This window comes from Halonatronomonas betaini (genome assembly GCF_015666175.1).
Classification (GTDB): Bacteria; Bacillota; Halanaerobiia; order Halanaerobiales; family Halarsenatibacteraceae; genus Halonatronomonas; species Halonatronomonas betaini.
The window spans coordinates 87,230-102,562 of the sequence record NZ_JADPIE010000006.1; the positions used below are offsets into that span (position 1 = coordinate 87,230).

The 15,333-nt window shown below is 34.7% G+C and carries 15 protein-coding genes; all 15 read right to left on the reverse strand.

Going from position 1 to position 15,333, the window contains the following annotated elements; genetic code table 11:
* Positions 1–71: 71 nt before the first annotated feature.
* Positions 72–1,766, reverse strand: a complete 1,695-nt coding sequence (gene recN, locus I0Q91_RS10780) for a DNA repair protein RecN (RefSeq protein WP_270454548.1) — start codon at positions 1,764–1,766, stop codon at positions 72–74.
* A gap of 11 nt (positions 1,767–1,777) precedes the next feature.
* Entirely contained in the window at positions 1,778–2,233 is a 456-nt protein-coding gene (gene argR, locus I0Q91_RS10785) for an arginine repressor (RefSeq protein WP_270454549.1), read from the reverse strand.
* Between the two features lie 21 nt (positions 2,234–2,254).
* On the reverse strand, positions 2,255–3,121 hold the full coding sequence (locus I0Q91_RS10790; protein WP_270454550.1) for an NAD(+)/NADH kinase: 867 nt from the start codon (positions 3,119–3,121) through the stop codon (positions 2,255–2,257).
* Complete coding sequence (locus tag I0Q91_RS10795; protein ID WP_270454551.1) at positions 3,118–3,939, reverse strand: TlyA family RNA methyltransferase; 822 nt, start codon at positions 3,937–3,939, stop codon at positions 3,118–3,120. Before I0Q91_RS10795 ends, I0Q91_RS10790 begins: the two co-directional genes overlap by 4 nt.
* A gap of 1 nt (position 3,940) precedes the next feature.
* Positions 3,941–5,815, reverse strand: coding sequence for a 1-deoxy-D-xylulose-5-phosphate synthase (gene dxs, locus I0Q91_RS10800; RefSeq protein ID WP_270454552.1), 1,875 nt, complete (start codon positions 5,813–5,815; stop codon positions 3,941–3,943).
* A 4-nt stretch (positions 5,816–5,819) separates the two neighbouring features.
* Positions 5,820–6,362, reverse strand: coding sequence for a hypothetical protein (locus tag I0Q91_RS10805; RefSeq protein WP_270454553.1), 543 nt, complete (start codon positions 6,360–6,362; stop codon positions 5,820–5,822).
* A 672-nt stretch (positions 6,363–7,034) separates the two neighbouring features.
* Positions 7,035–7,913, reverse strand: coding sequence for a polyprenyl synthetase family protein (locus I0Q91_RS10810; protein WP_270454554.1), 879 nt, complete (start codon positions 7,911–7,913; stop codon positions 7,035–7,037).
* 18 nt (positions 7,914–7,931) lie between these two features.
* A complete protein-coding gene (locus I0Q91_RS10815; protein ID WP_270454555.1) occupies positions 7,932–9,986 on the reverse strand; it encodes an FAD-dependent oxidoreductase in 2,055 nt (684 codons plus the stop codon).
* The gene (locus I0Q91_RS10820; protein WP_345790981.1) at positions 9,987–11,693 is read right to left on the reverse strand and encodes an NADH-ubiquinone oxidoreductase-F iron-sulfur binding region domain-containing protein; all 1,707 of its coding nucleotides are present in this window, start codon (positions 11,691–11,693) and stop codon (positions 9,987–9,989) included.
* A complete protein-coding gene (locus I0Q91_RS10825) occupies positions 11,686–12,144 on the reverse strand; it encodes an NADH-quinone oxidoreductase subunit NuoE family protein (protein WP_270454556.1) in 459 nt (152 codons plus the stop codon). The genes I0Q91_RS10820 and I0Q91_RS10825 overlap by 8 nt, the downstream gene beginning before the upstream one ends.
* A gap of 1 nt (position 12,145) precedes the next feature.
* Entirely contained in the window at positions 12,146–12,418 is a 273-nt protein-coding gene (gene xseB, locus I0Q91_RS10830; protein ID WP_270454558.1) for an exodeoxyribonuclease VII small subunit, read from the reverse strand.
* Complete coding sequence (gene xseA / locus I0Q91_RS10835; RefSeq protein WP_270454559.1) at positions 12,411–13,634, reverse strand: exodeoxyribonuclease VII large subunit; 1,224 nt, start codon at positions 13,632–13,634, stop codon at positions 12,411–12,413. The genes xseB and xseA overlap by 8 nt, the downstream gene beginning before the upstream one ends.
* Complete coding sequence (folD, locus tag I0Q91_RS10840; RefSeq protein ID WP_270454560.1) at positions 13,624–14,478, reverse strand: bifunctional methylenetetrahydrofolate dehydrogenase/methenyltetrahydrofolate cyclohydrolase FolD; 855 nt, start codon at positions 14,476–14,478, stop codon at positions 13,624–13,626. Before folD ends, xseA begins: the two co-directional genes overlap by 11 nt.
* Before the next feature lie 150 nt (positions 14,479–14,628).
* Positions 14,629–15,036, reverse strand: coding sequence for a transcription antitermination factor NusB (nusB, locus tag I0Q91_RS10845; RefSeq protein WP_270454561.1), 408 nt, complete (start codon positions 15,034–15,036; stop codon positions 14,629–14,631).
* A gap of 30 nt (positions 15,037–15,066) precedes the next feature.
* Entirely contained in the window at positions 15,067–15,306 is a 240-nt protein-coding gene (locus I0Q91_RS10850) for a DUF2273 domain-containing protein (protein ID WP_270454562.1), read from the reverse strand.
* Between the last annotated feature and the right edge of the window lie 27 nt (positions 15,307–15,333).

Genomic DNA, 15,333 nt, shown 5'->3' on the forward strand with positions numbered 1-15,333 from the left:
TTTTGACCGTATTAATATAATTCTTCATATAACTTAAAAGACCTTCATAAACAATCAAATTTTTTGAGAAATTAAATTGATGCTTTAATAGATTCGGCATCTTCTATTAATTCACTGGCATGTTTTAGGCTAGTCTCAGTTTTTTTATCTCCACTTATCATTCTGGCAATTTCCTCTTCTCTTTCAATTTCACTTAATCTATCAATCTTTGTTTTTGTTATCTGGTCTTCAGTCTCTTTATAAATATAAAAATGACGATCAGCTAAAGAAGCTATCTGAGGAAGATGAGAAATAGAAATTACCTGTCTATCTGTTGAGATACTATATAATCTAGCTGCAACCTGTCTGGCTGTTTCTCCACCTACACCAGTTTCTATTTCATCAAATATAATTGTTCTAACTTTATCATATCCTGCAATTATACTTTTAAAAGCTAGCATAATTCTAGAAATTTCTCCACCTGATGCAATCTTGGAAAGTTCCTTTAGCTCACCACCTAAATTAGTTGATATTAAAAATTTTACTTTATCCCTTCCTTTAGGGGTTATTCCAGCTTTTTGAAACTCAACTTCAAATCTTGCATCTTTCATAGCAAGATCTTTTAACTCTTTAATCATCTCATTTTCAAGCCACTGAGCCTGTTGCTTTCTAGCTTTTGAAATTTCTTTATCTAAACTCTCATATTCTGCTTTTAACTTATTCTCTTTTATTTCTAGGCTGGAAAGCTTATCTTCAATGCTTTCTAGCTCTTCTCTTTCTTCAATCAAATTATTTTTATAACTTAAAATTTCAGAGATTGTCTCACCGTATTTCCTGCGCATTGTATTGATTATATCCAGTCTCTCTCTTAATTCAGATAATTCATTCTTATTATAATCAATCTGATCATGATAATCCTGCAATTGAAAGTTTAATTCCTGCAGAGAATAAAAACTCTGATCTGCCAGTTCAGATAATTCTTTGATATCATCATCAAATTCAACTATCTTTGATAAATTACTACTAATTGTTCCTAATTGATCTAATAAAGCTTTTTGATTATGTTGATCTCCAGATATTGAATCTATTGCTTTATAAATAGTTGCAGAGATATCTTCAATATTTTCAAGCCTCTTTAACTTTGATTCAATTTCTTCTAATTCTCCTGCTTTTAAGTTAGCTGTTTCGATTTCGTCTAGTTGATATTCAATGATATCAAGTCTTCGAGCCCTTTCGCTAGCCTGTTGATTTAACCTTTCTTTCTCTTCTAAAATCTCTTTTAACTGATAATATACATCTTCAATTTCTAATAATTTATCCTTGGTTTCTCCAGGTAAAAGCTCATCTAAAAGTTCTATATGGTATGAGTTCTGCAAGAGGTTCTGATGTTCATGCTGACCATGAATATCAACAAGAAATTCAGCAACTTCTTTAATTAATTTTAAAGGCACTAACTGACCATTAATCCGGCAGCGATTTCGGCCATTTCTTCTAATTTCCCTTGATAATAAAAGCATTTCAGGATCTAACTCAACACCAGCTTTTTTTAAGATATCTTTTAATTTAGCTGGTAAATCAATAAAATAGCTGGCTTCTATATAAGCAGCCTCTTTACCATTCTTTATAATATCGGTTCTTGCCCTTGAACCAAAAAGCATTTCTAGTGCACCAATAATTATTGATTTACCTGCTCCAGTTTCTCCTGTTAGAATATTTAAACCTTCAGAAAATGATAAACTTAAATGTTCAATAATGGCAAAGTTTTTAACCTGGAGATCACCAAGCATATCTTTACCTCCTAATCACTAAGCAATTTTTTGAATTTGTCTAAAACCTCTTCTGCTTTGTCCTTGGGTTTTACAACTAAAAATATAGTATTATCACCTGCTACAGTACCTAATACATCATCCCAGCGAGAATTATCTATTGCTGATGCTAGACCCCCTGCTGTGCCCTGTACAGTTTTTAATACAATTATGTTATCACTATAATCTAAATCAATCACAAAATCCTGAAACATTTTCTGTAACCAGCCCTGAACCTGTCCTTTAGAGTTATTGGATCTTATTGCATACTTATATTCTCCATCTCCATCTGGAACCTTAATTAAACCCAGCCTTTTAATATCTCTAGATATAGTTGCTTGAGTTACATTAACACCTTCTTCTTCCAATAATAAGCCTAATTCTTCCTGAGTTGCAACATCTCTATTTTTAATAATGTTTAATATTTTTAACTGTCTTCTATTTTTCATTATTACACCACCTGAATTATTTTATATCATGCCAATCCTCATTTTTTCTCTCAAGATTCTGTAAAAATTTCGTTCTGGAAATTTAACCAGAGTAACATCATGGGGGGCCTTTTTTATCTTAACCTGATCCCCATTACGTAAATCAAAGCCACACCTTCCATCAATTGATATTTTCATATTACTACCTGCAACTTCTAAATCTGCAAGAACTTCATCATTTCCACCAATAACTAAAGGTCTGATATATAAATTATGAGGGCTTATTGGAGTGATAACCAAAACTTCAAGACCTGGATGAATAATTGGACCTCCTGCAGATAATGAATATGCGGTTGAGCCTGTTGGCGTCGAGACAATTAAACCATCACCTTTAAAGCTGCTCACAAACTGATTATTAATAAATAATTCCACGCCAATCAAATTAAAATTTGCACCTCGATTAATAACAACATCATTAAGACCAAAACCATTATAAACTTCACAGTTATCCCTGTATACCTCAGCAGTTATCATCATTCTATTTTCTATCTCAAATTCATTTTTAAGAATTAGATCAATAGCTTTTTCAACTGCCTCTACTTCAATTACAGTCATAAAGCCAAGACTGCCAATATTAATGCCTAATAAAGGTATATCAGAACCGGCAAAATGCCTGGCTGCTCTAAGTAAAGTTCCATCTCCTCCAAACAATGCAACAAAATCAACTTTTTCTCTTAATTCTTTGAAATTAGCTTTTTTCTCTTTTTCATTAAGGCAATCTGCTGAACGACTTTCAACTAAATAATCAATCTCATTTTTCTTGAGATAGTCAATTAATTTTTCTGCCATTTTAATAGCTTCATCTTTTTTTATATTTATAAAAATTCCTACTGTCGAAATAAGAATCAACCCCTCAGTTTTTCATCAGCTTCATTAATTATTTTATTAATTAAATTATGCCATTGACTTTCAATTTTTAAGTTATTACTGGATTTATATTCTGCATATAACAAGTATTCTATGTTACCACTACTAGCTCCAGTAATAGGAGAAAAAGTTAAGTCTAGTAATTTAAATCCTTCATTAGCAATAACCTTACTAACCTCTATTAAAACTCTTTTATGGACTTTCGTATCTTTAACAACCCCACCTTTACCAACATTTTCTGGGCCTGCTTCAAACTGAGGTTTCACTAATGTCACAAGCTTTGTGTCTTTTTTGCAGAAAAATTTAGCTACAGGAATAATCAACTTTAAAGATATAAAGGAAACATCACAGACAACAATATCAAAATCAGCTGGCAAGTCTTCCTTTTTTAATAGCCTGAAATTAGTTTTTTCATTGACTTTAACTCTATCATCCTGCCTTAACTTCCAGGCAAGTTGATTATACCCACTATCAACAGCATATACCTCTTTCGCTCCATTTTGGAGCAAGCAATCAGTAAAACCACCAGTGGAAGAACCTATATCAAGGGCCTTCATTCCATTAGGATCAATTGAAAAATAGTCTATTGCCCTGGCTAATTTATGACCACCTCTGCCGACATATCTATCCTTTTCCTCAACATCTATTTTTGCCTCCAGAGAGATCTGAGTTCCAGCTTTATCAACAATTTCATCATCAACTTTTACCTCTCCAGCCATAATAGCTCTTTTAGCCTTATTTCGGCTTGGGAAATAGCCTCTTTCAGTTAAAACAATATCAATTCTTTCTTTGTTTTTCATTTTATTTGCCCTCTAAAATATTAAGAATAAATTCTTTTATACCTCTAATACTTAAATCATAATAATCTCTCATCTCATTTTGGCCACCATGTTCTACAAACTTATCTGGAATTCCCATTCTTTTGATAAGTTTCTGCTGAAGCTTATTATCAGCTAGTAATTCCATTACAGCAGATCCAAAACCACCATTGAGGCTATTTTCTTCAACTGTAATTATATAATCATATTTTTGAGCCAGTTCAATAATTTCTTCAGGCAAAGGTTTAACAAATCTGGCATTATAAAGACCAATTTTAGATTTGTTATCTTTTAGATCTTCAATTGCCTCTCTGGAAGGGTGCACCATAGAACCTATAGCAATAACTAGAATTTTATTGCCATCTAAAAGAAGCTCACCTTTACCAACCTTTATTTCAGACCTGGAATAATCTAAATCAATTCCTAAGCCTTCTCCTCTGGGGTATCTTACTGCAGCAGGGTTATCAAGTTTATGACCTGTTTTAATCATTTCAACTAATTCCTGCTCATCTTTTGGAGCCATTACTGTTAAATTTGGGACAGCTCTAAGATAACTTAAATCAAATTGCCCCTGATGAGTTTCACCATCACTACCTACTATTCCTGCTCTATCAATTCCAATAGTTACTGGAAGGTTCTGTAAAGCTAAATCATGTATTAACTGATCATAGCCTCTTTGCAGGAAAGTAGAATATAAAGCTACAATAGGTCTCATGCCTCCCCGAGCCAGACCAGCCGAGAGCGTAAGAGCATGCTGCTCTGCAATTCCTACATCATAAAACCTTTCAGGAAATCTTTCTTGAAATAAATCTAATCCAGTTCCAGCAGGCATAGCTGCAGTAATACCAACAACTCTCATGTCTTCTTCAGCTAATCTAGTTACTGTTTCACCAAAAACCTGACTATAAGTTATATTTGTTTTAGTTTTTTCAGACTCACCATTTTCTATCTTAAAAGATCCAACTCCATGATAATCACTGGGGCAACTCTCTGCGGGATAGTAACCTTTCCCTTTTATGGTATTAACATGGATAACAACAGGCCCATTAATCTTATCAGCCTGCTCAAATATTTTTATTAAAGCTTCAATATCGTGCCCAGGCACTGGTCCTAAATAAGTATAGCCCATTTCTTCAAATAAAACCCCTGGAACTAACAAATATTTCAAGCTATCTTTAGCTTTATCCATAGTTTTAAACATCCCAGAACCTATTCCTGGAATTGAATTTAATAAATCTCCCATTTCGCCAGAAATCTTTCTTAAAGAAGGATCAGTTCTTAATTTAGCTAAATAATTAGATAAAGCGCCAACATTTTTAGCAATAGACATATCATTGTCATTTAAAACTATATTAAAATCTTTTTCTAAGTGGCCCCCATGATTTAAAGCCTCAAAAGCCATACCTCCAGTAATTGCTCCATCACCAATCACAGAATAGATTCTTTCTGAACTGCCTCGGTGATCTCTAGCACAGGCCAGGCCAAGTGCAGATGATATAGAGGTTCCACTATGACCAGTTTCAATTATATCATGTTCACTTTCTTTTAATTTTGGATAACCACTTAAGCCATTTCTTTTTCTTATCGAAGTCATTTTATCTTTTCGGCCGGTTAATATTTTATGAGTATAGCTCTGATGACCAACATCCCAGACTATCTTATCTTTTGGGCTGTTCAGATGTTTATGGAGTGCTATAGTTAACTCTACAACACCTAAGTTTGAAGCCAGATGTCCACCTGTTTCAGAAACAGTACAGATTAAAAAATCCCTTATTTCATCAGATAGCTGAGTTAATTCTTCGTTTGTCAACTCATTTAAATCATCTGGGTGATTTATATTATTTAATAAATCTTCCATCTATTTATTTCACCTCTTTAATAAAAATGCGACTTACTTTAATGAAGTTTAAAAACCGGCTAACATTAAAAGTGATTTCTTCAGCTTTCTTAATTCCATAGTATTTGCAAAATGCCTTGCCACCTACAGTTAAAGAAGCAATAAAACCAATCATCAATAAATTAACAATCGTCTCAGGCCAGATAACTTCTTCTAATATCTGGAGAACAATTATAGCACCAATAGCTCCACTAACAGTTCCACAAATATCGCCTATTATATCACACATTAAACTTGCTACTTTATCTCCACGCCTTACTAGCCAGAGCCCTATTTTGGCTCCTGATATTTTTTTTGAGGCCATAGCATTAAAGGGTTCTTCTCTAGCAACAGTTGCTGCTACCCCAACCATATCTGATAATATACCAGTAATAATAATTAGAAGTAGGACAAAAAATGCAGGCAATAGATCTAAATCAGTAATTCTGGTCTGAGATAAAAATGAAACAACAACAGCTAACCAGAATGTCAGGAGAGCAATAAATAAACTGCTCTTAAAATTTTGCACAAATCCCACCTCATATTAAATATTATAATACAAAAAAATAAAGTACAGGTGATAGCAGAGCAGATAAATGCTGCCACTTAGGTCCAGTTGGTTTTCCCCCTGGCTACTATTCTGTCACCAGAATAGTGGTTTCCCTTTAAAGCCAGGCTGCAGAGTCACCTTCTGCAGGACTGGATTGCCACTTAGTAGACACTTTAATCCCTGCCCTGCCCCTAAAGACAGTCTAGAGGTTTTCCCTGACAGCTTTATACTATTCCTAGCTTCTTTTGCAGTTACGGTTTCCAGTGGCTAGCAAATAATACCTGGATCCAGGGTATTATCGCCTTCCACTATCCCCGCAACCACGCAAAGCAGGCTACACTGCCTCGGATCTCTCCGAAGACAGGTTCACTAGTTAATAATTTCAATTAACTAGCCTCCACGGGATAGGGGTCTACGCCCACATGCCATTGTGGATCGCCCCAGTCCCTTAACCCCCAGCAATGACCCTCGACTGGGCGTCAACAGCCATCACCAGGGACTTCATTTATATGCCGGAAACGGATTTTTAGGCCCGTCTTCAGAATAGTTGAGCTGACTAGAATACTGCATCACCTGTAATTCAGGATAATTATATCATATAAATACTAGTATTAAAAGACCAATTTATATTTATACATTTTATTTATTTAATTAATATTGCCGCTCTAAGATAAACTTTAATAAATCCCTTAATACATCAGCCTTTTCATTGAAAACATTCAAAGCTTCAAGCCCTTCATTCACAGCTTTTTCAGCTTCTTTTTTAGATTTTTCAAGGCCAATTAAACCTGGGTAAGTTGATTTTCCTCTTTCGAGATCTTTCCCAACTTCTTTACCTAATGTTTTTGTGTTTCCAATAACATCAAGAATATCATCAGTTATTTGAAAAGTTAAGCCTAATTTTTCTGCATAAATCTCTAAGGCATTTAATTCTTCTTCTGTATAATCACTACAATAAACACCAGCTAGAACTGCTGCTTTAAATAAAGCACCTGTCTTTGCTCGGTGAATTTTCTTTAAACCTGTTAAATCTACAGGTTCCTCTTCAGCCTGTAAATCTAAAACCTGGCCAGCAACCATACCATTAGGCCCTGCAGAATCAGCCATTAGCTCAATAAGTTTACATCTTCTATCAGGATCTAAATTTAATTTTGCTAATATTTTAAAAGCATAGGTTAACAAACCATCACCAGCTAAAATAGCCATTCCCTCACCATATACTAGATGATTTGCTGGTTTTCCTCTCCTTAAATCATCATCATCCATTGCCGGCAGATCATCATGAATCAATGAATAAGTATGAATTAATTCAAGGGCTGCACCAGACAAACTTGCAGCCCTTTCATCACCCTCTAATAATTTAGCAGTCAAGAGAGTCAAAACAGGTCTTACTCTCTTACCACCCGATAATAATGAATATTCCATTGATTCCTTTAAGGCCGGTACAATTTCCTCATTCTTAAAGATATTTTCAAGAAGGGTTTCAACCTTTTTAGCTTCATCTTCAAGAATACTTTTTATCTCAACCATCAAATGTACCTCCCTGTACTAATTCATTTCCTCAAGTTTTTTAATCTTCCAGTCAAGCGCACCTACCGGGCAGGCTTCTATACATTCACCACATTCTTCACAACTTACCGGTAATGGTTCACCAAAGGCTGTTCCAATCTTAGTTTCATAACCTCTATTTTTAAAGCCTAATAAATATTCATTTACAACCTCATTACAAATTTTAATACAGATACCACATTTAATACATTTACCTGGGTCCATGATTATTTGTGGATGTTCAATATTATAAGAATGATCCATTTTAATATTATCTTTAAAGTGCTCAGGATCAGCTCCAAATTCTTCTGAATGCTCTTTTAATTTACAATCCGTCTTGGCTGTACAACTACATTCAAAACAACGCTCACCTTCCTGGGCAATTTCTTCTTCAGTAAAAGTATAACTAACTTCTTTAAAAGTTGAAATTCTTTCAGATAATTCTATTAAACTCTGTTCTACTCTTTCCTTTTGTTCAGGTTCCTTAAGATAGATTAGCTCATCCTCATTTAAAGACTGCCAGTAACCTCTAGAAACATTAATCTGGTATTCAGGGTTATACTCTTCACCAGCTAAATAAGCTTTAATACCTAAAGCTGCTCTTCTACCACCGGCAACAGCTTCAACAACTGTTGCTGGTCCACTAACACAATCTCCAGCAGCAAAAACTGACTGATCAGCCTGGCAGTTATTTTCATTAACATCAACATCGCCCCATTGGTTAGTAGGAACATCCTCTGGTGCAATAGTTTTCTGACCAATAGCAGCTATAACTGTATCAGCTTCAATTTCAAACTCACTTCCTTCAATTGGAATAGGTCTTCTCCTGCCAGACGCATCAGGCTCACCTAATTCCATTTTAATGCATTCTAAGACTAACCTGCCATTATCTTTTTCTCTTAAGCTAATTGGCTGAGTTAAGAATTGAAAATCACAACCTTCTTCCCTTGCCTCATCAATTTCAATCTGTTCAGCAGGCATCTCCTTTTCTGTTCTTCTATAGAGACAGGAGACTTTTTTATCTGTTAATCTGAGTGATGTACGAACACAGTCCATTGCTGTATTTCCGCCACCAACAACCAGGGTTTCACCTGGGTCTCTCTTAGCTTTCCAGCCATCGTGAGCAATCTCTTCAAGATATTCAATCCCATCATAAGCAAGCTCTTCACCTTCAGTTCTCATAGAGCTTGATTTCCAGCTGCCAACAGCAACTACAACTGCATCATATTCTTCTTTCAAATCAGATAATTCAATATCTTTACCAAGCTCCTGATTGCATTTAAATTCAATTCCACCCATTTTATTAAAATGATCTAGTTCCTTGTCAAGTAAATCTTTAGGTAGCCGATATTCTGGAATTCCATATCTTAACATGCCACCTGGTTCAGGCATTCTATCAAATAAAACTGAACCTATCCCTTCAATTCTTAAAAAGTAAGCTGTTGCAAGACCAGCAGGCCCTGCACCAATTATAGCGACTTTTTCATCTTTTAACTCTTTCATATCTTCCATATATTCTTCATAATGAAGATCAGCAGCTAACCTTTTAAAATCATTTATAGCTACAGCATCTTCTTTGACATTTCTTCTACAATCCTTTTCACAGAATCTAGGACAGACCCTGCCAATACTAATCGGCAAAGGTATCCTTTGCTTGATAATATCTAAAGCCAGCAAATGATCACCTTCTCTTCCAGCTCTAACATATTCTTCAACTTTTGCATGAGCTGGACAGGCTATAGTACAGGGAGCCTCACAATCCCCACTATGCTCAGATAATAATAAATTTAAGGCTGTCTGTCTCATATCATCTACTTCATGACCTGATGCAGTAATATTCATGCCATCCTGTACAGGATTTGAACATGAAGGCAACCAGTTACCAGTATTTTCATCTTTAACAATACAGACGAAACAGGAAGTATTAATACCAACTCTATTATCATGACATAATGTTGGAATATCTATTTTATGTTCTTTAGCTACTTCCAAAACTGTCTGACCTGGATTAGCTAATAACTCCTGACCATCAATAGTTATTTTAATTTCAGACATCTATTCTTCCTCCCTTTTAACCCGGGATATTGCATCTACCGGACAAACCTCAATACAACTATTACAACGGGTACATATCTCATTATCAACTACAAAATCATCACTTATTGCATCTACAGGACAGACTTTAATACACTGTCCGCATTCAATACAGGTTTCCTGATCGAGATATACATCAACTAATGCTGTACATTCCATAGCAGCACAATAACCTTCATCTACATGAGCCATATATTCATTTTTAAAGAAATTTAAAGTTGATAAAACAGGTTTGGGAGCTGTCTGCCCCAGACCACAGAGTGAACCCTTAATTATTTTATCACCAAGATCACTTAAAAGTTGAACATCTTCATGACTGCCTTCTCCACCAGTAATTCTTTCTAATGTCTCTAACATTCTTTTGGTTCCAATTCTACAGAAAGTACATTTTCCACAACTCTCTTTTGTTGTAAACTCTAAAAAGTAACGAGCTGTTTCAACCATACAGCGTCCTTTATTTATTACAATTAAGCCTCCTGAACCCATAATTGCTCCAAGCTCAGTGAGAGAATCGTAATCAATTGGAGTATCAAAATGTTCTTCAGGTATACAACCACCACTAGGTCCGCCAATTTGAACTGCCTTAACAGAACCTTCTTCTGCACCTCCAATATCATAAACAACTTCACCAATAGTTATACCCATTGGTACTTCAACAAGGCCAGAATACTCAAGATCTCCAGCCAGAGCAAAAAGTTTTGTTCCTGTGCTATTTTCAGTTCCAATCTGTGAATATTTTTCTCCACCATCTCTAATAATAAGGGGAATATTAGCCAGAGTTTCAACATTATTAATCATGGATGGTCTGCCTTTATAACCGTAATCAGTTGGATAAGGAGGACGAAATCTTGGAGTCCCTCTCTTGCCTTCTAGAGAATGGATTAAAGCCGTCTCTTCTCCACAAACAAAAGCTCCTGCCCCTTCTTTTACAGTTATTTTAACATCTTCCCCATTTAGATTATTATAGCCTGCTTCTTCAAGTTGTTTTATAGCAATATTTAAATTTTTAACAGCCAGTGGATATTCAGCCCTGCAATAAATAAACATTCTATTAGCACCTGTTGCATAAGCACCAATTAACATTCCTTCTAATAATTGATGTGGTATAGACTCCATTGTTGAGCGGTCCATGAATGCCCCAGGATCACCTTCATCAGCATTACAGATTAAAACTTTATCTTTTTCATCTTTATCAGCTAAAAAACTCCATTTTAAACCAGTTGGAAATCCTCCACCGCCACGACCTCTTAAACCTGAGGTTTTGACTTCATCAACAATCTGAGCAGGCTCCATTTCTAAAGCTTTTTTAAGAGCAGAATATCCATCATTTTCTTCATATTCTTCAATAGAAATCGGGTTAATCTTACCTGCCAGCTCAGTCACATATAATTTCTCTTTCTTCTCTCTATTAGCAGGACTTTCAAAACGAGAATAATCTTCTAAATTAAGCATTTTATTAATAAATTCTTCTTCTGGTTCAACCTCTTGATAAAAATATGATCCATCTTCAGTCTCTATTTCAACAAGTGGCTCAGCATGACAGTGGCCAATACATCCAACTTCAACAATTTCAGCATCAGGATTCATCTCTATCATCTTTTCTTTAACCTCTCCTGCACCAGCAGCAATTCCACAGCTGGCCATTCCAACTTTTATTCTTTTAACCATTGTCAGCCTCCTCCTTCTGGCGATAATCATTTAAGATTTTCAATAACTTTTTCCTTGTTAAATTACCATATACTTTACCATTAATACTAATTACAGGAGCAAGACTGCAACAACCCAGACAGGCAACAGCATCCATTGAGAAAATACCGTCTTCATCAGTCTCACCATCTTCTATTCCTAATTCATCAGTAATCCAATTTAAAACTAAGCTTGAACCTTTTATATGACATGCAGTCCCATCGCAGACTGCAATCTTATATTTTCCTGGCGCTATTCTCTTAAACTGAGTATAAAAACTTACAACACCTTCTACCTCTACTGGAGCCATAGAAAAAGCCTCACTAATCTCTTCAATATCTTTATCTGATATGTAACCCTCTAGTTCCTGTCTTTTTTGAAGGGCCTTAATTAAATTGGATTTATTTTTCCCTAACTCTTTTAAATCAGGCATGTTAATCATCCTCCTGTTTATTATTATCTTCTCCTGGCAAATCAAATGAAATAATTTTATTGAATTCTCCATCTTCTTTAACAATCTGTTCTAGTTTTCCTTCAGCCTGATCTAATTCCTCCTGACAAAATTTAATCAATTTTAAACCCTCATTAAACTTATCCATAGCTTCATCAAGCGAAAGAAGATCGCTATCAAGCTCTCTGACTATTGCATCTAATTTATCAATTGCCTCTTCAAAAGAAAGTTTATCTTTATCAAGCTTTTCAGTCATTACTGGCCTCCTTAATTTTCTTAACTTCACTTAATACCTGGCCATTATTAAGTAATGTCTTTATTAAATCGCCTCTTTTTAAATCATCTACAGATGATACAACCTCAGTTCTATCTTCTTCTAGTTTTTCAGTAATTGAATAACCTCTTGATAATATTTTTAATGGACTTAAACCATCTAGTTTTAAAGATAACTTAGCTATTTCATCATGTTTGTCTCTAAAATAATTCTCCATGGCCGTACTAAACTCATTACTAATATTATCAAATTCCTGTCTTTGATCAGAGATAATTAACTCAGGATTTCTCCAGATTCTATTTTTTAAAATATATCCTAGTTCTTTCCTGGCGTCTTTTACCTTCTTGTTAATTTTATAATATAATTGCTCATTTAAATTTTTAAACCTATTTCTGATACTAACCATATCTCTAACAGCAAGCTCAGCTGCAGCTGAGGGAGTAGGAGCCCTTAAATCTGCAGCCATATCGGCAATAGTAAAATCTGTTTCATGGCCAACCCCGGATATTATCGGAGTTTTTGCCTCAACAATTTCCCGGGCTAAAATTTCATCATTAAAAGACCAGAGATCCTCTAAAGAACCTCCGCCCCTTGATAAAATAATCAAATCAATATCATCTCTACTATCGAGATATCTAAGAGATTCTATAAGTTCTCCAACTGATTCACTACCCTGAACTCTAGCTGAAGCAACTAGAATTGATACCCTGGAATCTCTCCTATTTATAACAGAAATTATATCTCTAATTGCTGCTCCACCTGCAGAAGTGACAAGCCCAATCTTTTTAGGAAACTCAGGAATTGGTTGTTTGTTTTCATCAGCAAAAAGGCCTTCTTTCTCTAATTTTTCTTTAAGCATTAAAAACTTCTGATAAAGATCTCCTTCACCTTCTTCAGACATAGCCTCTACATATAACTGATATTCACCTCTAGGTACATAGAGATCTATATAACCAAAAGCTCTAACTTTCTGACCGTCTTCAGGCTGAAAATCAAGATTATAATTATTCCCTTTAAACATAACTGCATTAATCTTTGAATCATCATCTTTTAAACTAAAATACATATGACCAGAACGGTGGTGGTGAAAATTAGAAATCTCACCAACCACCTCAATCTGATTTAAAATGTCATCATTTTTCAATAGTTGCTTTATATATCTTGTTACTTCTGAAACAGTAAAATGTTTAGACTCCATGATACTCCCGAGCTTTAACGGTATTCTTCATTAGCATAGCTATAGTCATTGGACCTACTCCACCAGGTACTGGAGTAATTGCACCAGCTCTTTCATAAGCTGAATCATATTCAACATCGCCAATTAATTTACCATCAACTCTATTGATACCAACATCGATTACACAGGCTCCTTCTTTAACCATTTCACCTGTAATAAAGTTAGGTCTACCAACTGCAGCCACCAGAATATCTGCATCAAGAGTTTCAGCTTTTAAATCTTTAGTTCTCGAATGACAAACAGTTATAGTTGCATTTCTTTCCAGTAATAAATGGGCAACTGGCTTACCAACAATATTACTCCTTCCAACAATTACAGCATTCTTGCCTTCTATGTCTACACCCTTTCTTTCAATCAACTCAATAATACCTAAAGGTGTACATGGATCAAATCTAAGTAAGTCCTTCTGACCGCTAAATAGTCGTCCAGTATTGATTGGATGAAAACCATCAACATCTTTTCCCGGATCAATAGCTTCAATAACGGCCAGCTCATCAATATGATCTGGAAGAGGTAGCTGGACTAAAATACCATCAATCCTGTTATCATTATTCAGTTGATCAACTAAATTAAGCAATTCTTCCTGACTAATACTGGAATCTACATCATGAAGTTCTGAATGGATCCCAATCTCTTCAGCTGCCTTCTCCTTCATGCCAACATATGTTTCGGATGCAGGATTATCACCAACTAAAACAACTGCAAGCCCGGGAACTCTCCCCTCTGCTTTTTGATCACTTATCTGGCTCTTAAGTTCCTCTCGAATATTTTTCGCAATCTGCTTTCCATCAATTACTTTATCCATCTTTTTACCTCCTAAGTATATTTAATTAAAATTAAAATTTTTAACTCTCGCTACTAAAATACCATTATAAACTATTCTTTGCAAGTTTACATATATTCTGTTAACAATAAAACTTTCAAAAAGCCTGCTTCTAAGCAGGCTAGTTTGTTATTAAATCTTTCCTAAAATTCCATTAATAAATGAAGTGGATTTATCTGAACCATATTCCTTTGCAAGTTCTACAGCTTCATTTATAGCAACAGCCTGTGGCACCTTAGGATTATATTTAATTTCAAAAATAGCCAATCTCAAAATATTTCTATCAACCCTGGCCATCCGATTAATATTCCAACCAATAGCATTTTCATTAATTAAGCTATCAATCTTAATTAAATTATGGCAAACCCCTTTAATCAAATCTTCATGGTACATATCTTCACTTTCCAGATCATTAAAAAGGTTTAAAGGTACACCAATATCTTCTATAGAACAACCTTCTTTTAATTTCTCTTTACAATCTAATGAATACAAATATTGTAAGGCTAACTCTCTTTCTTGATGTCGCGAAAGATATTTCATCTAAATATTCACCAACTAACAATTTATTTATTATTTATTCAAAACCCTATTCAAAATTTTAACAATATCATCATTTAAATCATCTCTATTGCCAATCAAAAAGCCTATTACTGTAAATGCTAATATAACAAGAGTCTTAAAAATCCCAATTGTAAAAATTAATATTGCTAAAATTAAACCTAACAAAGCACCAGTAATTTCAGACCTATAATTAAATATAAACTCTTTAAATAATTCTTTTAATTCTGGCCTGGAATCAGAACCATTCATTAACTATCAACCCCCTTTACAAAGAGG